The organism is Gordonia aquimaris, assembly GCF_026262595.1.
GTDB lineage: Bacteria > Actinomycetota > Actinomycetes > Mycobacteriales > Mycobacteriaceae > Gordonia > Gordonia tangerina.
Window position 1 is genome coordinate 412,644 of record NZ_JAPKFM010000001.1, and the last position, 17,987, is coordinate 430,630.

Sequence of the window (17,987 nt, forward strand, 5' to 3'; positions counted from 1 at the left end):
ACCCCGGTTCGGACATACGATGGGGCGATGATGGTCGTCGCCGCCTGCGTCGGGCGGGAGCAGGAGATCGCGACCATCCTCGCCCGCAGCCACGCCGCCCGCCGGACCGAGTTCATGATGATCATCGGCGAGCGGGGCATCGGCAAGTCGACCTTGCTCACCCATCTTGCGAACCGGCACAACGAGTCTGCGGACACCGCACGCACGCTGTACGCGCAGGCGTCGGCTTCCGATCACCAGTCCGCGGGTGGTGTGCTGCGTCAGCTCACCCAGTCGTCCGACGCCAGCAGGGCGGCACTGGCCGACGTGCTCGGTGACCTCGACGCGCCCACCCTCATCACGATCGACGACGCCGAGTTCGTAGACGAGGAGTCGATGCAAACGTTGCTCGCGGTCATCCGCGAACAGCGCGATCGTCCGACGCTGGTGGTGATGTCGATGACGCCGTCCACTATCGGCCGACCGCCCGGTCTCCTCGCCGACGAGCTGCGACTTCGTGGTATCGCTGCTCCCGCAGTGGCCGAACTCGCAGCGCAGCGAGGAATCGTGCTGCACCCGGCGATGCTCGAGAGCCTCACCCGCCACACCGGCGGGAATCCTCGGCACATCGTGTCCCTGCTCGATGAGCTGCCTGCCGGGACGTGGTCACGCACCGGGATCGCGCTGCCGGCACCGAGTTACCTGGTCGACGACGTCCGAACGCGGCTGCACAAATGCTCGGCGCCCGCCCGTGCGCTGGTGGAGTCGCTGATGATCGTCGATGAAGGCGAACCGCTCTCGACGGCGGTCACGCTCGCCGGACTCGACGCCCCGCTGGCGGCGCTCGACGAAGCCGGCGACAGTGGGCTCATCACCCTCGGGGCGGCGCTGACACCCGCCGACGCACAACCGCGACCGACCGATCCGCTCATCCGTGCGGCAGTGCTCGAGATCATGGGGATGGAGGCCGTCGGTGCCGCACACCGGCGCGCAGCCGAGTTGGTGAGCGACCCGGCACGTCGGATGCATCACCAGGTGTCCGCCACCCCGACAACCGATTCCGAACTGGCGAATGACCTCGATGACCTTGCGCGTCGTCGCTCTGCCGACGGCGCCTGGGCCGAAGCGGCCGGATTGTTCCGCCAAGCGGCCCGACTCACGTCCGACCCGGTCCCGCGTGACACCCGCGTCACCCTCGCGGTTGACGCCCTGCTCGCCGCAGGCGACTGTGTTGGCGCGGCAGCACTGGTACCCCTGGTGGAGAGCCTGCGTGAAACCCCCTTGCGCAACGCGACTCTCGCCTATCTGGCAATCCTCCGCGGTCGAGCCGCAGAAGCCCGGGTTCGTCTGGATCGCGCATGGGACATCGTCAACTTCGACCGTGAACCAGACATCGCAGCCCTGATCGCCCAGCGTTACGTTCTTCACAATCTGGTCCGCTGTCAGGGCGACGAACTCGTCGAATGGGCCGACCGGGCAATCACCATGGCGGGCAGCCAATCCCCGGCCGGGGTCGAGGCTGCGGTGATTCGCGGTCTGGGCCTGGCATGGTCGGGGCGACCGGCCGAGGCGACGGCCGAGTACGCCGATCTCACCGATCGGATCCGGTTCGGGGCGCAAGCGCAGCGGGCCACCATGGGTCGCGGCTGGCTTCAGTTGGGTCTCGACGATGTCGGGGCCGCGCGTAGCAATCTGGAGACTGCGGTCTCGATGGCAACACTCGGTGGTTCCACCCGCATCTCGTTGTGGGCACTGGCGTGGCTGGCGCGCACACAATTCCTCACCGGCGACTGGGAAAGCGCCCTGCACAACGTCGAGCAGGGTCGAGCACTGGCCCGCAGCAGCGGTATCGAGCTCGCGAGTCCGCTGTTGAACTGGACCGCAACCGCCATCCATTCGCTGCGCGGCGATTGGCCCGACGCCGAGCTCAGCGTTGCCGACGCCGCCACCAGCGTCGGCGACTACGAGATCATGCGTATTCCAGAGCTGTTGGCCCGGGCACAGATCGCCGAAGCGGCTGCCGATTACGAGAAGGTGCGACGCATCCTGGAACCGTTGGTGACGATGGCCGCCGACGTGCCCGGCCTGGCCGAGCCCGGCTGGTGGCCGTGGGTCGACGTGCTGGCCAACGCCCTGGTCATCGGCGGCGAACTCGAATCCGCCGATGCTCTGCTGACGCCCTACGAGACGCTCGCCGAGCAGCGCGGGCATCGGTCGGCGAGTGCGCGACTGAAGTACGCGCGCGGACGGTATCTCGGCGCCATCGGCGACATCCACCAGGCCAAACGCGCCTTCTCCGAAGCACTCGAACTGCTCGACGGCCTGCCGTTGCGATACGACCGCGCCCGGGTCAACTTCGCGTACGGTCAGACCTTGCGCCGAGCCGGGAAGCGACGCGCGGCCGACGCCGTGATCGGTACCGCCCGGGAACTGTTCGTCTCGCTTGGCGCGACCACCTACGTCGAGCGTTGCGAGCGAGAACTCAAGGCGGGCGGTCTGAATGTCAGCCGCGGCGAACGCGGTGATGTGGAACTGACGCCACAGGAGGAGGCGGTCACCGCACTCGTCGCGCGCGGACTGTCCAACCGGGAGGTGGCCGCGGAACTGTTCATCTCACCAAAGACCGTGCAATACCACCTGACCCGGATCTATGCGAAGCTCGGCGTACGCTCCCGATCCGAGCTCGCCGCGTTGCGCCGGCCGTCGACCGCCGAGTGAGCCAGCGGCTCGACAGCCCGAGCCGATGGTCGAGTAGTCCACGACCCACACAATCGCTGGTCGAGTCGACGAGCCGCTAGGCGAGTCGACGTATCGAGACCGAGTCACCCCACGTGGCCTCGATACGCTGCCTCGCCTGGCGGCTCGGTAGCTACTCGACCAGCGACGAAACCGCTCAGTAGCTATCCTTGGATCGAGTCGGCACTGAGCCTGCGACAGGTCGGCTCGAGATCCGCCCAACCAATGGACGAATAGTCCACCATCCGCCCAACCGATGGTCGACGTATCGAGATCGACGAGCGACAGAACCACTCGACCAATGGGCCGCACGGCTCAGTTGACCAGAGCAGAGGTCCGATCAGTGAGTGGGGCACCGGTTTTGGCCTGCGCATCGGCGAGCGTCACGTCCGGCGCCAGCTCGGTGACATCGAAACCCGAACCGGTCACGTCGAATACGCCGAGATCGGTGATCACCCGGCTGACGACCGACCGTCCGGTGAGGGGCAGCGAGCATTCGGCCACCAGTTTGGGGTCGCCCTTCTTGGTGGTGTGTTCCATCAGGACGATGACCTGACCGGCCCCGTTGACCAGGTCCATGGCGCCGCCGATGCCCTTGACCATGGCGCCGGGCACCATCCAGTTCGCGAGGTCGCCGTTGGCGGCCACCTGCATCCCGCCGAGTACCGCGACGTCAACGTGTCCACCGCGGATCATCGCGAAACTCGTTGCGGAGTCGAAGAAGGAGGCGCCCGGTAGGACGGTCACGGTCTGCTTTCCGGCGTTGATGAGATCCGGATCGACCTGGTCGTCGTAAGGGTACGGTCCGACGCCGAGGATGCCGTTCTCCGCGTGCAAGGTGATGCCGGAGTCATCCGGCAGATGATCGGGAATCATCGTGGGAAGCCCGATTCCGAGGTTCACATAGTCCCCGCGGCGCAGCTCTCGGGCGGCCCGCGCGGCCATGTCGTTGCGTGTCCAGGTCATGGTTGTCTCCTAGGTGAGTGCCGGCTCGGCGTCTGCGGCGCTCGGCCGTACACGCGTGGTGCGCTGCTCGATCTCTTTGCGGGCGGCCTGTTCCGGGGTCAGTTCGACGACCCGCTTGACGAAGATTCCTGGCAGATGGATGTCTTCGGGTGCGAGTTCGCCCACCTCGACGACCTTCTCGGCCTCGACTATGGTGGTGCGTCCCGACATGGCGGCGGGAGGGTTGAAGTTTCGTGCGGCCGCATGGAATTTGCAGTTTCCTGCCTTGTCCACCACCGCGGCCCGGATCAACGCATAGTCGGTGACGATGGCTTCCTCGAGCACCATGTCCTGACCGTTGAAGGTCCGCACCTCCTTCGACGGCGACGCCAACGCGACGCTTCCGTCGGGGTGGTAGCGCCACGGCAACCCACCATCGGCGACCAGGGTGCCCACACCCGTCGGGGTGTAGAAGGCGCCGATGCCACTGCCGCCGGCACGCATCCGCTCGGCCAGAGTGCCCTGCGGGGTGAGTTCCACAGTCACCTCGCCGGCCAGGAACTGCCGCCCGAACTCCTTGTTCTCACCGATGTAGGAGGCGATGACCTTGTCGATCTTGCGGGCTTCCAACAGAAGTCCGAGACCGGCCCCGTCCACACCGCAATTGTTCGACACGATGGTGAGGTTGCCGGCGCCCTGCTCTAGCAGTGCCTCGATCAAGAACCAGGGGATGCCGGCGAGTCCGAAGCCTCCCACCGCCAGACTTGCCCCGTCGGGGATGTCGGCGACGGATTCCGCCGCCGACGCGGCCAGTTTGTCGATGCTCATGCCTGCTCCAGGTGTTCGATGAGTGCGGGAGTGATGATCTCGGGTTGTTCTGCATTGGCCAGGTGTGCCGACTGCTCGACGACCAGCAACCGGGCGTCCTTCACACTGTCGGCGATCTCGGCCAGTTTCGGCGGCGGAGTGGCCGGGTCGTCGGCGCCCGCGATGGCCAGGGTTGGCGCGCTGATCGTGGCCAGGTCACCGCGTTGGTCCATCATCGCGATGGCCTCGCAGCAGCCGGCGTAGCCTTCGGCGGGCGTGGCAGCGACCATGTCCTCGTAATAGCCGGCCGAAGCCGGGTTGGCAGCGAGGTATGCCGGAGTGAACCACCGCTGCACCACAGCCTCGGCGACAGCACCGGTCCCGTGCTCGCGCACGGTGGCCGCCCGGTCGGACCACGCCGATGACGGCGTGAGCTGAGCTCCGGTGCACAACAGCACGAGCCGGTCGACCCGCTCCGGATTGCGGGCGGCGAGCCGCATCGCGGTCATTCCGCCGAGCGAGAGTCCCACGATGTGTGCGTGCGTAACCCCGAGCCGATCCAGCAGCGCCACAACGTCGTCGGCGAGATCGTCGATGGTGTACGGCCCTGCCGGTACCGGCGTTTCACCGTGACCGCGGGTGTTGTAGCGGACGACCCGGAACCGTTGTTCGAGCGCCGGCACTTGGGCGTCCCACATGCGGTAGGTGGAGCCGAGCGAATTGGACAGCACCACCACGGGTCCGTCCGGACGCCCGGTGACGACGTGGTCGACCTCGACGGCGCTCACTCGCCCACCTCGAAGATGGCAGCGAGTCCCTGTCCGCCGCCGATACACATCGTCTCCAGCACGTGGCGGGCATCGCGGCGGCGGGCCTCGTGCGCGGCGGTGGCCAGAATGCGTGCCCCGGTGGCGCCGATCGGATGTCCCAGTGAGATCCCGGAACCGTTGGGGTTCAGTCGATCGTCCTCGGGGTCAACCTTCCACTCGGCCAGCACGGCGAGCACTTGCGCGGCGAACGCCTCGTTGAGCTCGATCAGGTCGATCTCGTCAAGGGTCAGGCCGGCCCGCTCGAGCGCTGACGCGGTGGCGCTCACCGGCCCGATACCCATCGTCTCTGGCGCACAGCCGGTGACCGCCCACGACCGCAGCGCGAGAACGGGGTCGAGACCACGCCGCTGCGCCTCGTCGCGAGTCGTCACCACGCACATGGCTGCGCCGTCGTTCTGGCCGGACGCGTTTCCGGCGGTGACGGTCGACTCCGGATCGATCTTGCCCCGGATCGCCCGCAGCTCGGCCATGGATTCCACGGTGGCATCGGGGCGGGGATGCTCGTCGCGATCGACCACCACGTCCGATTTACCTCGTCGCCCGGGTACGGTCACGGGTACGAGCTCCTCGGCGAAGCGGCCTGCCTTGTGCGCGGCGATCGCACGCTCATGTGATCGCACCGCCAGGTGGTCTTGTTCGGCACGCCCGATGCCGTATCGCGCACGGAGATTTTCGGCGGTCTCGATCATGCCACCGGGCACCGGATGGCGCTCACCGCCGGCGGTGAGCCGCCCTCGGTCGAGCCGGTCCATCAGCTCGACGCCGCCTTGACGCACGCCGGTCCGCAGCCCGAGTGCGTAGTGCTCGACATTGGACATCGACTCGGCGCCACCGGCGATCACCAGGCGGGCACCCCCGGTGGCAACCTGAGCTGCGCCGTTGAGCACTGCCTGCAGTCCGGACCCGCAACGCCTGTCCACTTGCATTCCGGGCACTCCGGTGCCGAGGCCCGCGTCGAGCGCCGCGATCCGGCCGATCGCGGGGGATTCACCGTTTGCATATCCCTGCCCCAGCACCACGTCATCGATGTCGCCATCGCCCAGGCCGGTCCGCGTCGCGAGCTCACGCAGCAATCCGGTGGCCAGGTCAGTGACCGTCAAGCGAGCGAGCGCACCCCCCATGCGCCCGACGGGTGTGCGCAGTGGCGAGCAGATGACGATGTCGGTTCCGGAGGTCATACAACTACGATAAGAACCGGCTTCGATATTGAGAAGTATCTATTTCGAGCACAGTGATATGCGTAAAGTCTTAATGATGGAATTGCGCCATCTCCGATATTTCCGCGCGGTCGCCGAGGAACTCCACTTCGGCCGAGCCGCAGAGCGCCTGCACATCGCACAGCCGCCGTTGTCGCAACAGATCCGACAGCTCGAGGCCGAACTCGGGGTGACCCTGCTGGTTCGATCGACCCGCCGGGTGGAACTCACGCCGGCTGGGCACGCCTACCTCGAGCGCGTGGAGTCGATTCTGGACGCGGTCGACGTCGCGGGAATCCAGGCACAGCGAGTCGCCGAAGGTCGGGCGGGCACGCTCGCGGTCGGCTGTGTGGGCTCGGCGACGTACTCACTGCTGCCGCGGCTGGTGCGGGCGCTACGCGAGGAGCTACCCGACCTCGAGGTCAGCGTGCACGGCGAGATGCTGGCCCCGGCGCAGCTGTCGGCGCTGGAGACCGGGGAGATCGACATCGCGCTACTGCGTCCACCGGTGGGTAGCTCCGATCTGGTGGTGGACATCATTCGCCACGACAAACTGTTCGTCGCGGTCCCCGAGGACCTGCCCATCGGCGCCGCCGATGGCGTGCACGCCGAGGACCTGCGTGATGCCGAGTTCATCGCCCACGTCGGTCATGGCCGATCGGTGATGAACGGGGTGCTGGCGACGATCTGCGCCGGAGCCGGATTCGTGCCGCGTATCCGCCACGAGGTGGCCGAGACCTCGACGCTGGTCACGCTGGTGGCTGCCGGGCTCGGTGTCGCCCTGGTTCCCGAACCCACCGCCGCGCTGGGGATCGCCGGTGTGCGCTATCTCCCCCTTCGGCCGGGCGCCCCGACCGTCGAGCTCGCGGTGGCCCGACTCGCCGGTGAGCCGTCGCCGGCGATCGAGCACGCGCTCACCGTCCTACGCCGTGTCGCGGTTGGCTCCTGACTTCAGCGGCCGGCTGCGGCAACGCGCGCCTGGATGGCGTCGACGAACACGTTCTGGATGTCCTCGGGGGTCTCCGCGACGTAGGTCGACCCGCCGGGCGTGGCCTCGGCGATCTGCTCGAGCGCGTCGGTATCGGCGTCATCGGAGATACCGATGGTCAAGATCAACACCGGGCGGGCGGGATCCTCCAGCGACTTCAGCTCCGACAACAACTCGTCGAGGCTGATGCTGTCCGGATCCTCGTTCTGACCATCGGTCATGATGATCACCGAGTTCGAGTAGTTCGGGTCGTAGCTGTTCTGAACCTCTTTGAAGGCCGCGAGGGTTGTGTCGTACAGGCCCGTACCACCGCCGAGCTGCGATGGCGCCAGACCACGCTGCACCGCGCGGCCGAGCTGGTCACGATGCGTTCCGCCGCCGGCCGAGTTCGCGTCGAGACGCTTGATGGGCGACATCCACTTCCAGTCCTGACCGGGACCACCCTTGTCGATACCGAACGCCCACCCCCCGATCGAGGCGTTGTTGGGGAACAGATTCAGCCCGGTCATCGACGCGTCGATGAGCAACTCGGCGCGGGTGGTATCCCCGGCAGGCGCGGCCATCGAACCGGAGGTGTCCTGCACCACCAACGTGCGGATCGGCACGCCGAGCACCTGCCATTGCCGAATGGCCTTGTCGACCTGGGAGGGATCGTCGAGCTGCAGTCGCTGCACCTGCCCCACGCCGGCGTTGTCGGGCAGCGGGTCACCGTCCGGATTCCGGTAGCCGGATTCGTTGAGCGCCGCGAGTCCGTCGTCGGAGGCGAGTCGGTCCATCAGCGCCTGTCCGGCCTCGGCAGCCGTGTCCTGACGGGACGTGCTCGCCGTGTTGACCATCGGATAGTCCAGCATCACGGTTCCGTCTGCCGGCACCGACGCGGTCAGGCCGGCATCACTGTGTGTCCGCATGTACAGCAGATACTGCTGCTCGGTGGTGACCACCGGAACACCCGTGGCGTTCGCGAGGTTCAGCCGGGCGCCGTCGCTGTCGTTCTCCAGACGTGCGTTGTTCTGCTGGACCGCGAGCACCGTCATCGCCGACGTCAACTCGTCCTCGGTCAGTGCGCCCCCGTTGACCTCGGTGAGTGCACCGACGATGGGGGCATCCCCGGTGCTCGTGTCGATTGGGCTGCCGGTACGCAGATCTGGCAGCTTCATCACGTCGACCCAGCTGTTGAGTTCTGGAACGTCCTTGCCGACGACGACTGTCGGCGAGGTGGCGATCGACGGGGAGACCAGATTCAGGTCCCGACGCACCTGGGTCAGGACCCGGCGAGCCTGGATCTGCGAATCGGCCACCCACAGGTCCGGCGCCTGCTCGCCACTGGTGAGCTGCCCGGGAACCTCCGCGCCGGCAACCCCGCTGACCTGATAGTCGAAACATGAATCCGCGGACGCCTGCTGCGCGACCGACTGCAGTGCGCTGGTCATCGCCGGATCGGAGGCGACCGCCACCGATGTCCGGTCGCCGCAGCCGACCGCGCCGGTTCGCCACAGGACGAACCCGGTGACCAGCGCGACCACCAGGATCAGCGCCGCGATGCCCCAGATCAGGCCCCCGCGGCGACCCGACGATGACCGGCGATGTTCGAAACCGAACTCATCGTCGCCAGATGCGCGGCGCGCAGGCGCGGCAAACGGTCCACTGGCCGGCATGTCGATCGGACCGCTGCGTGATGCCGACGGTTCATTCGGCCCGCCCGATCGCGGCGAGCGCGGTTGATCCCCGTCCGAACTATGACGCCCCACGCCGTCTCCCCCTTGTCACGCAATCAATACGCGGTGGATCAGCCGAAAACCGTGCGGAATGTCGTCAACGACTTGCGCAGATCCCCGGACACCGCCATCGCCGCCGCCTTGCCTGCGGGGCCGATGAGCGGCAGACCACCCAGATCGACAGTGAACGTTACTGTCGAACCGGCATCGGTGGGAAGGATGCCGAGATCGAGCTTGGCCTTCACCCCACCTTTGCCATTGCCTTTGAGGCGCACCTGCTCGAACGGTCGGTACGTCTCGATCAGCCAGTCGAACCGGACCCTGGTGCCCTTGACCTTCACCACCGACGCCAGCGTCACGCCGGCCGCGAGTTCATCAGCACTGGGCACTGGCGAACGCCACCCGTCGTGCAGCAGCAGCCACTCGGAGAACCTCGACAGATCCGACGCTGCCGCCCAGGTATCCTCGACGGACAAGTCCACGTCGATGGAGTCACTCGTCTTGGCCATGGTCAGTGAGCCTAGCGTCAGCCTCGAGGCCCGAGCCCTACTGGGCACCGTTCTCGTCGGTCACGGAGTCGCCGCCCGCATCACCGAGGTCGAGGCCTACGGCGGCCGCGACGACCCGGCGTCACACGCGTACCGGCGTACCCCCCGCTCGGAGATCATGTACGGGCCGCCCGGACGCCTGTACGTCTACCGCATCCATGGCCACCACTGCGCGAACGTGGTGACCGGCCCCACCGAGCAGGGGGCGGCGGTCCTGATCCGCGCCGGAAAGATCGTCGACGGCCTGGCGACCGCGCGCGACCGACGGCCCACCGCCGGCAACGACGCTGCGCTGGCGCGCGGCCCCGGCAACCTGACCCGCGCCCTCGGGATCACGATGGCCGACCTCGGCACCGACCTCGGCGAACCCCACCCGGTTCACCTCGACGCGACGGGGCGACCGGCAGGTGTGCACATCGCGGTCGGCCCGCGGGTCGGGGTGCGGTTGGCCGCCGACGTCGCATGGCGCTACTGGATCGTCGGCGACCCCTCGGTGTCGGCCTACCGACGCCACCCGCGCGCTGCTGCCGCCGGCGATCCCGAGGCAGGCCTCACTGCTGAGGCGGATTCGGGTTCTGCTGGGTCGGGTTCTGCTGGGTCGGGTTCTGCGGGTTCCGCTGGGGCGGTTGCGAATTCGGATCATTCGACGACTCGGCGCCGACGGCCTTCTTGACCGCGTCCTGCGCCTTGTCGACGTGACCGGCATACTTGCCGCCGGTCGCTTTGTCGATGTAGGAGCCACCCTTTTCGATCAGGTGCGGGTTGCCCCGGAGCGTGTTCTTGGCCTTGTCCACGAGTCCCTTGAGATCCATACGGACCACCCTAGTTATTTCTCGGCGAATGCGACGCCCGCGCATCCCGAACCGCGATCAATCCGGGTACCACTCGTGACACCGCTTCGACGGCGGCCACACCGACGGCGCCCACCATGACCGCCACCGAGACCATCTGTACGTTCGACGAGTCGAGTCGGAAGAGTTCCTGAGTCCACGACCAGGTGAAGATGAGCACGTAGGCCCCCACCGACAGCGCCAGCAACACGACTTTCCACCAGGTGTACGGGCGGGCCACCACCGCGAGCACATAGAGCGCAACCATCAGCAGGGTGATCAGCGCGGCAGTGGCGGCCTGCGTCTGTTCCGGGGTGAAGTCGATCGAGTCCTTGGCCCCGACAGCCATCTCGTTGCCGCCCGGGTTGACGATGATGTAAGTCGCGAAGGTGGCGAGCCCGACGATGATCCCGTTGGGTACCGCCTGCGCCAGGACCCGGCGGACGAATCCGGTTCGTGCGCGCTCGGAGTTGGGCGCCAGGGAGAGGACGAACGCCGGTATCCCGATGGTGAACCATGCCGAGATGGTGACGTGGATCGGCTGGAACGGATAGCTGATCGACCCGAATCCGAACACCTCACCGCACACGCCGGCCAACCCCACCAACAGGGCAAGCAGGACGGCGTACACCGTCTTGGTGAGAAACAGGTTCGAGACGCGCTCAATGTTGCCGATGACCCGACGTCCCTCGGCCACCACGTATGGAAGGGTCGCGAACTTGTTGTCGAGCAACACGATCTGGGCCACCGACCGCGCCGCGGAACTCCCAGAGCCCATCGCCACCCCGATGTCGGCGTCCTTGAGTGCCAGCACGTCGTTCACGCCGTCACCGGTCATCGCCACCGTGTCCCCGCGGGACTGCAACGCGGCAACCATGGCCCGTTTCTGATCGGGCCGCACACGGCCGAAGGTGACGCCGCGGCCGACGACGTCGGCGAGTTCGTCGGTGTCGGTGGGCAACGACCGTGCGTCCACCGAAGTCGCCGGGCTACCGAGCCCGAGCGAGGCCGCGACGGCTCCGACCGACGCAGCGTTGTCCCCGGAGATGACCTTCACCTGTACCCGTTGTCCGGCGAAATAGTCGAGTGTGTCGCGTGCGTCGGGTCGGACCCGCTGTTCGAGCACCACCAGCGCGATCGGTGTCACGGTTCCCGGCGCCACCCGGTCATCCGATGGAGGTGTGTCCACGGCGACGTCGGTGCGCGCCAACAGCAGCACGCGCAGGCCTTGCACACCGAGCTCGGCGGCGTCGGCGGCGACGTCGCTGTCCGCATCGAGCAGAACGTCGGGAGCACCGATCAGCCAGTTACCCATGTCGGCGTCGGTGGTGTCGTCGCGGAACGACATCCCGCTCCACTTCTTTGCCGAGGTGAATGGCTCGAGCGCGCTCATCGTCCAGCGAGGCGGATCGGGATAGGCCTCGGCAAGTGCTTGGATGCTCGCGTTGGGGCGCGGGTCATGCGCCGCGATCGCTGCCAGCACACGGTCGACCTCGCCGACTTCGGTCGCGTCGACGGCGTCGACTCCCCGGGTCAACCGAACATCGGCGAGGCGCATCCCGTTCTCGGTGAGCGTCCCCGTCTTGTCGGCGCAGACCACGTTGACACGCGCCAGTCCCTCGATGGCGGGCAGCTCGTTGACGAGACACTGCCGCTGACCGAGCCGGACCACGCCAACCGCGAACGCGATCGAGGTCATCAGCACCAGCCCCTCGGGCACCATCGGCACGAGTGCGGCAACCATGCCGAGCAGCGCCGCGCGAATGCCGTTGTCACTGATGAACAACTGATTGATGATCGTGAGGATGCCGGCCGGGATCAACAGCCAGGTGATCACCTTGAGGATCTGATCGATACCCGATCGCAGTTCCGAGGAGACCAAGGTGAACTTCGACGCCTCGGCGGCCAGCTGCGCGGCATACGCGTCCGCACCGACCCTGGTGGCGCGGTAGGCGCCCGCCCCCGCGACCACGAAGCTGCCGGACAGGATCGGGTCGCCGGGCGTTTTGTCCACGGCATCGGCTTCACCGGTCAGCAGCGACTCGTCGACGTCGACGGCGAGCGCCTCGACCATCTCACCGTCGACCACGATCTGATCGCCGGGGCCGATCTCGATGATGTCGTCGAGCACCACCTCGTCGGGAGCGACGTCGGTCGACTCACCGTCGCGACGAACGACAGGCCGGGCCTGACCGACGATCGCCAGTTTGTCCAGCGTCCGTTTGGCCCGGACCTCCTGGATGATTCCCACACTGCTGTTGGCCACGATCAACAACCCGAACAGGCCGTTGATGAGCGAACCGGTGGACGCGACGATGACGAACAGCACGCCAAGGATGGCGTTGATGCGGGTCAGCACATTGGCGCGGACGATGTCGAAGACCGTCCGCCCGGAGCGGTCCGGCCGGTCGTTGACCTGGCCGTCGGCTACCCGGCGCGCGACCTCGGCAGCGGTCAACCCGGGGTTGTCGGCAGTCTCGGTCGTAACCTGTGTCACGCGCTCTTCTCCCACCAGCGCGGCATCTCGAGCCCCGTCCCGGTCCGGTGGAGCAGATGCACGGTGCCGCCCGGCGGCGGAATCAGTACGTCGGTGGGATTGACCACTGCCGCCGGCAGCAGCCGTGCGATCGGATCCCCCCAGGAATGTCGGGCCAGGTTGAAGGTGCCCCAGTGGATGGGGATCATCACCGATTCGCGATCACGTGCAAGCATCCGGTGCACCACGACGGCCTCTTCCGGCGTGACGTGCACATCGGGCCACACCGGGTCATAGGCACCCACTGCCGTCAGCGACGCATCGACCGGGCCGAGCCGGGCAGCGACATCTTCGAAGTGTTCCGAGAACCCTGTGTCGCCCGAGAAGAAGACACGGTGTACCGGGCCGGCCATCACCCAGCTCCCCCAGAGCGCCAGATTGCGGGACAGCGAACGTCCGGAGAAGTGCCGCGCCGGGCAGCAGATGAAGGTGATGTCGCGTCCACCGGCCGACACCGTGACCTCGCCCCACCAGTCGGCCTGATCGATCCGGTCGGCGGCCACGCCCCAGGCGATGAGATGTGCGCCTACCCCGATCGGTGCGACGAACCGTGCCTGCGGATGCAGCAGCGCCAGGTCGACAACGGTCGCCATGTCGAGGTGGTCGTAGTGGTCGTGGCTGATCAGCACCACATCTATGGAGGGCAGGTCGGCGACGGTGACCGGCGCCGCATGCATCCGGGCCGGTCCAACGGTCTGCGACGGCGAGCAGCGACGACTCAGGACCGGGTCGGTGAGCACCCGCACCCCGTCGATCTCGACGAGCACCGACGCGTGCCCGAGCCAGGTGATCTGTAGGTCTTCGACGTCGCCGGAGAAGGCGGGCGCCAACACCGGAACGGGCCGACGCGGCTTGCCCGGGCGACGGGCCATGTCGAGCACCACGCGCAGATCGGCGTCCACCTGCGACGGCGCATGGTCGAGGTTGCGGAAGAACCCGTCGCGCAGATTCGGTGAGCCATGCGTGAAAGCGCCGATCTCAGTGGCACTTGCACCAAGGGCGCGTGCCGCCGGCACGCCCCCACGGGCCAGGGAACCGGTCGCCGACTCCAGCGCAGTCCGTCCGGCCGCCGCCAGGGTCGTTGCGGCGCGTCGTGCCAGGCCCGGGGACACTGAGCCGATCGTCGAGGTCACGGACCCAGGGTAATGCCGTCGCGCCCGATGCCGCGGATGGATCGCCCGCCACGGCGTTCATGGCGCCGCGCCAGACGAAACTGTCCCCATTCATGGGGCCATCCAGCACATCCGGTCCGATCTGCACTGATAGTCTGCTCCGGATATGTTCACCGCGCATGCGCAGGTCGCAGGCGCTCAGGGGGGTAATGCGGTTTGGCACGGATGTCAGTCGAGCAACGACGGACGGCGTTGATCGAAGCCGCCTACCGGGTCATCGCCGACCACGGTGTGGAGGGGGCGACGACCCGCCGCATCTGTTCGCACGCCAATATGCCGCTGGCGAGCTTTCATTATGCGTTCGACAGCCGCACATCGTTGTTGAGCGCGGTCATGGAAACCGCGGTCCCCTCGGACATCGGCCGGATGCTCGAGGCGATCCTCCCGATGACGGCCGACTCCGAGGCGCGCGGCGTCGAGGCGATGCGCAAGAACATGCAGGCTCACCTCGAGGCCTTCTACCGGCTGCTCAAGGCCGACCCCGGGCGCATGCAGGCGACGATCTCACTCGGCATCTACGCCCACAATCACGCCGAGCTGCAGGCTGTCGGCAAGCAGATGTACCAGCGGCTCTACGAGGTCGCCACGATCGGCCTCGAGGTTGCTGCCGAGCGGTCCGGAGTGCGCTGGATCGAGCCGACAGCGAACCTCAGTCCGGTGATCATCGCGACCACAAACACGATCACCTTGACCTATCTGAGCACGTCTGACGACGTGGCCATCGCGAAGATCATCGAATTGATGGTGACCGCACTCAGCGCTTACCTCATCGAGGACTGACCGAACGGAGATGTCGAGGCGCTGCCGGATCGTTCGGTGAACGATCCGGCAGCGACCACAATCAACGTGTGATGACGCTCAGTGCGATGTCATCAGGCCGGCGGTTGAGCGGGCAGCACATGTTCGCCGGTCTTGTCGCAGGACAGAGCCAGCGAACTGATGTACTGCTTCTCGCCGTTGGGCCCTGGCACGTTGGAGGCGATCATGTCCGGACGCTCGAAGTCGATCCCGGTCACGCAGCATGTGAGGCGAACGTCGGTGGGGTTACCGTGCTCGTCGTACATCGGGATGTCGATCCCGTCGTCGGTGCGGCGCAGGTAGTACTTGCCCTGTGTCGCCGTGGCGATGATAGGCGGCAGCACCAGCGCGAGGATCAACGCGACCAACGGTGAGTACGGCTGGATGGCATCGCCGAACACGTGGAAGTACACCATGATCGACACGCCCCCGGCCACGATCACCGACACGAAGCCGACCGGGTTCACGTTGTAGAGCATGCCGCGCCGGAACTCTGGCTCCTTGGGCGAGATCTTCAGCAGATACTTGTTGATCGCGATGTCGGAGGCGACCGTCACGATCCACGCGATCGCGCAGTTGGCGTAGAAGTTCAACAGTTCGTTCAGGAAGCTGAACATGTTGGCTTCCATCAGCGCGATTGCGATGGCGACGTTGAACACCAGGAAGACGAGCCGGCCCGGGTAGGTCTTGGTGACCCGGGTGAAGCTGTTGGTCCACGCCAGCGAGCCCGAGTAAGCGTTCGTGACATTGATCTTGACCTGGCTGATCACCACCAGGATCACGGCGAGGGTCATTGCCAGCCAGTGCGGCATGAACTCTTCGTAGACGGCGAGGAACTGCTGGACGGGCTCATTGGCCACACCCGCCTGTTCGGCGAAGTTCATGATCAGATAAACGGCCAGGAACAACCCGACGATCTGCTTGATGGCGCCGAAGATGACCCATCCGGGGCCGGCCGTCAGCACAGCGGTCCACCATTTGCGATTGTTCTCCGGCGTCTTGGGCGGCATGAAGCGCAGGTAGTCGATCTGCTCGGCGATCTGGGCGATCAATGAGAGACAGACACCGGCGGCGAGCATCGTTCCGGCAAACGACACGCCATGGCCTGCTTGGCCATCGGTTCCGCCGCTGAACGCGAAGAAGTCACCGATCGCGTCGGGATGCTTGATCACCAGATAGAGGAACGGGAAGACCATCATGATCAGCCACAGCGGAGTCGTCCAGACCTGCAGCTTGGCGAGGGTGTTCATCCCGTAGATCACCAGCGGGATGATCAACACCGACGACAGCAGATAGCCAAGCCACAGTGGGATATTGAGACCCAGTTTGAGACCTTGAGCCATGATGGAGCCCTCGAGCGCGAAGAAGATGAACGTGAAGGACGCGAAGATGACGTTGGTCAGGACCGATCCATAATAGCCGAAACCGCTTCCGCGCGTGATGAGGTCGAGATCGATGTTGTAGCGCGCCGCGTAGTAGGCCAGCGGATAGCCGGTCAGCACAATGACGATCGCGAAGAACGCGATCCCGAGCAGTGCATTGCCGGTACCGTTGGCGATGCCGACGTTGGCACCGATCGCGAAGTCGGCCAGGTAGGCGATGCCACCCAGGGCAGAGATGGCGACAACACCCGGGCCCCACTTGCGATAGCTCCGTGGAGCGAATCGCAGTGTGTAGTCCTCGAGCGTCTCGCGTGCGGCGGCGGCCTGCGCACCGGTCGCGACGATACTGTGTTCAGCGCTCTCGATCTCACCGATGTCCTCGGTGAATTCCGATTCTCTCGACATACCTCTCCCTCACCGGACCCGGCATCAACCAGGGCTGGTCAACGCCTTGGCTGAAAGTAGGGACCAAGGGTTTCGGTCACTTGATCGATATGTTTCGTCTGTGAAAACTGCGGCGCGGCATGGAGTTCGAGGCTCTTAATGTCCGATTTGGGCGTATTTTGGGATTCATGGGACACGCATTCGTGGCGATGCGCACGTGTCCAGTCGCGCGCATGTCGAACCGACGAGATCTACCGCTGACCTGTGCGAACGTTCTTGTCGGTGCCGTGTCGTAGGTTGGTTTCAGCGAGATCGACGAAGTGATGTGAGCCAGGTCGGGCCGGTGATTGAGCGGTCTGTTCCTTTCGGAGATATGTGGGTTGTGGTCTCATGCTGCCCCTGTTGCTGTCTCTGGAAGGTGTGTCTCGTGTCGGGTCCGGGTTGGTCGATCGTGTCGTGGTGGAGTGACCCGTCGCCGTGGCCGGACCTACCGTCGCTGTTCACCGGCGGGTTACCGGCCGAGCAGGTCGGGTCGCGGGAGACGAATGATCTGCTCGGCGCGCTGGTCGCCGATGCACGCGGTGAGGCATTCCTGGCGTGGCATCGCTATCAGATCGCCGCTGAACTCCACACCCGCCTGGTCGGTGCTGAATCCGATGATCACGCCCTGTTGCTGCATGACGGGTTCGCCGACTGCGCCGCCCGGATCGCGGTGAGCCAAGCCATCAGTCAGGGTGCGGCCGAAAAGTTCCTGCATCAAGCGGTCGCGTTACGCGACCGTCTGCCACAAGTGGCGCAGCGGTTGCGCGAGGGGCGGATCACTGCCGAGTTGATCGTCAAGATCATCTCCCGCACCGAACTGATCGACGGCCAACCCTATGCCGCGGCGGTCGATGCCGAGATCGCCGCCGAACTCGACGCCCACACCACCGCCTGGTCAGCGCACCGGCTACGCGACATGATTGATCGCATCATCTTCCGGCATCACCCGGATGCGGTACGTGAACGCCGCCGCCAGGCCCTCGACAAACGTGGTGTGCACTCCACGAACACCGGTGACGGGATGGCCGAGATCTCGGCGACGATGGCCGCCGAAAACGTACGCATCGCCGCCGAGGCGGTCCGTGCACTCGCCGACGCA

At 66.3% G+C, this 17,987-nt stretch carries 14 protein-coding genes and 1 pseudogene; 5 read left to right on the forward strand and 10 right to left on the reverse strand.

All coding sequences use genetic code 11. The annotated features are described in order from the left end of the window. Positions 1-27: 27 nt before the first annotated feature. The gene (locus OSB52_RS01890) at positions 28-2,697 is read left to right on the forward strand and encodes a helix-turn-helix transcriptional regulator (protein ID WP_266059869.1); all 2,670 of its coding nucleotides are present in this window, start codon (positions 28-30) and stop codon (positions 2,695-2,697) included. A 333-nt stretch (positions 2,698-3,030) separates the two neighbouring features. Here OSB52_RS01890 and OSB52_RS01895 read toward each other — a convergent pair whose 3' ends face one another. From OSB52_RS01895 to OSB52_RS01910, 4 genes are read right to left on the reverse strand one after another with little or no spacing between them, the layout of a single operon-like run. Continuing rightward, complete coding sequence (locus OSB52_RS01895) at positions 3,031-3,681, reverse strand: 3-oxoacid CoA-transferase subunit B (RefSeq protein WP_266059870.1); 651 nt, start codon at positions 3,679-3,681, stop codon at positions 3,031-3,033. A 9-nt stretch (positions 3,682-3,690) separates the two neighbouring features. Continuing rightward, positions 3,691-4,488, reverse strand: coding sequence for a CoA transferase subunit A (locus tag OSB52_RS01900; RefSeq protein WP_266059871.1), 798 nt, complete (start codon positions 4,486-4,488; stop codon positions 3,691-3,693). After that, positions 4,485-5,255, reverse strand: a complete 771-nt coding sequence (gene pcaD / locus OSB52_RS01905) for a 3-oxoadipate enol-lactonase (protein ID WP_266059872.1) — start codon at positions 5,253-5,255, stop codon at positions 4,485-4,487. Before pcaD ends, OSB52_RS01900 begins: the two co-directional genes overlap by 4 nt. Further along, positions 5,252-6,475 (reverse strand): acetyl-CoA C-acetyltransferase, encoded by a 1,224-nt coding sequence (locus OSB52_RS01910; protein WP_266059873.1) that lies wholly within the window; start codon positions 6,473-6,475, stop codon positions 5,252-5,254. Before OSB52_RS01910 ends, pcaD begins: the two co-directional genes overlap by 4 nt. Before the next feature lie 76 nt (positions 6,476-6,551). Between OSB52_RS01910 and OSB52_RS01915 the strand changes: the two genes are divergently transcribed. Further along, complete coding sequence (locus OSB52_RS01915) at positions 6,552-7,442, forward strand: LysR substrate-binding domain-containing protein (RefSeq protein ID WP_266059875.1); 891 nt, start codon at positions 6,552-6,554, stop codon at positions 7,440-7,442. Positions 7,443-7,444: 2 nt separating this feature from the next. On the opposite strand, the gene OSB52_RS01920 is transcribed toward OSB52_RS01915, so the two are convergent. Next, complete coding sequence (locus OSB52_RS01920) at positions 7,445-9,229, reverse strand: substrate-binding domain-containing protein (RefSeq protein WP_372512285.1); 1,785 nt, start codon at positions 9,227-9,229, stop codon at positions 7,445-7,447. A 38-nt stretch (positions 9,230-9,267) separates the two neighbouring features. Beyond that, positions 9,268-9,705, reverse strand: coding sequence for a type II toxin-antitoxin system Rv0910 family toxin (locus tag OSB52_RS01925; protein WP_235725474.1), 438 nt, complete (start codon positions 9,703-9,705; stop codon positions 9,268-9,270). On the opposite strand from OSB52_RS01925, the pseudogene OSB52_RS01930 reads away from it, so the two are divergent. Beyond that, positions 9,683-10,273: pseudogene (locus OSB52_RS01930) on the forward strand (DNA-3-methyladenine glycosylase); the annotation flags it as partial. The gene OSB52_RS01925 and the pseudogene OSB52_RS01930 sit on opposite strands and share 23 nt — an antisense overlap. A 22-nt stretch (positions 10,274-10,295) precedes the next feature. Here the strand turns inward: OSB52_RS01930 and OSB52_RS01935 are convergent. The 3 genes from OSB52_RS01935 to OSB52_RS01945 are packed head-to-tail and all read right to left on the reverse strand — an operon-like array spanning position 10,296 to position 14,243. Further along, entirely contained in the window at positions 10,296-10,556 is a 261-nt protein-coding gene (locus OSB52_RS01935) for an antitoxin (RefSeq protein WP_266059878.1), read from the reverse strand. Positions 10,557-10,566: 10 nt separating this feature from the next. Then, positions 10,567-13,071 carry an HAD-IC family P-type ATPase gene (locus tag OSB52_RS01940; protein ID WP_266059879.1) on the reverse strand — a complete coding sequence of 835 codons (2,505 nt, stop codon included), beginning with the start codon at positions 13,069-13,071 and terminating at the stop codon, positions 10,567-10,569. Further along, a complete protein-coding gene (locus OSB52_RS01945) occupies positions 13,068-14,243 on the reverse strand; it encodes an MBL fold metallo-hydrolase (protein ID WP_372475324.1) in 1,176 nt (391 codons plus the stop codon). Before OSB52_RS01945 ends, OSB52_RS01940 begins: the two co-directional genes overlap by 4 nt. 195 nt (positions 14,244-14,438) lie before the next feature. Between OSB52_RS01945 and OSB52_RS01950 the strand changes: the two genes are divergently transcribed. Next, entirely contained in the window at positions 14,439-15,062 is a 624-nt protein-coding gene (locus OSB52_RS01950; protein WP_235725471.1) for a TetR/AcrR family transcriptional regulator, read from the forward strand. Positions 15,063-15,154: 92 nt separating this feature from the next. Here the strand turns inward: OSB52_RS01950 and OSB52_RS01955 are convergent, their stop codons facing one another. Further along, a complete protein-coding gene (locus OSB52_RS01955) occupies positions 15,155-16,867 on the reverse strand; it encodes a purine-cytosine permease family protein (protein WP_266059882.1) in 1,713 nt (570 codons plus the stop codon). Positions 16,868-17,273: 406 nt separating this feature from the next. Between OSB52_RS01955 and OSB52_RS01960 the strand changes: the two genes are divergently transcribed. Continuing rightward, positions 17,274-17,987 (forward strand): DUF222 domain-containing protein (locus tag OSB52_RS01960; protein WP_266059884.1); only part of this gene is annotated, 714 nt, incomplete at its 3' end.

What these genes read in the sequence shown, in the direction of transcription:
- OSB52_RS01955 (WP_266059882.1), bottom strand. Translation starts at nt 16,867, where the DNA reads ATGTCGAGAGAATCGGAATTCACCGAGGACATCGGTGAGATCGAGAGC.
- OSB52_RS01890 (WP_266059869.1), top strand. Translation starts at nt 28, where the DNA reads ATGATGGTCGTCGCCGCCTGCGTCGGGCGGGAGCAGGAGATCGCGACC.
- OSB52_RS01910 (WP_266059873.1), bottom strand. Translation starts at nt 6,475, where the DNA reads ATGACCTCCGGAACCGACATCGTCATCTGCTCGCCACTGCGCACACCC.
- OSB52_RS01935 (WP_266059878.1), bottom strand. Translation starts at nt 10,556, where the DNA reads ATGGATCTCAAGGGACTCGTGGACAAGGCCAAGAACACGCTCCGGGGC.
- OSB52_RS01900 (WP_266059871.1), bottom strand. Translation starts at nt 4,488, where the DNA reads ATGAGCATCGACAAACTGGCCGCGTCGGCGGCGGAATCCGTCGCCGAC.
- OSB52_RS01925 (WP_235725474.1), bottom strand. Translation starts at nt 9,705, where the DNA reads ATGGCCAAGACGAGTGACTCCATCGACGTGGACTTGTCCGTCGAGGAT.
- OSB52_RS01895 (WP_266059870.1), bottom strand. Translation starts at nt 3,681, where the DNA reads ATGACCTGGACACGCAACGACATGGCCGCGCGGGCCGCCCGAGAGCTG.
- OSB52_RS01915 (WP_266059875.1), top strand. Translation starts at nt 6,552, where the DNA reads ATGGAATTGCGCCATCTCCGATATTTCCGCGCGGTCGCCGAGGAACTC.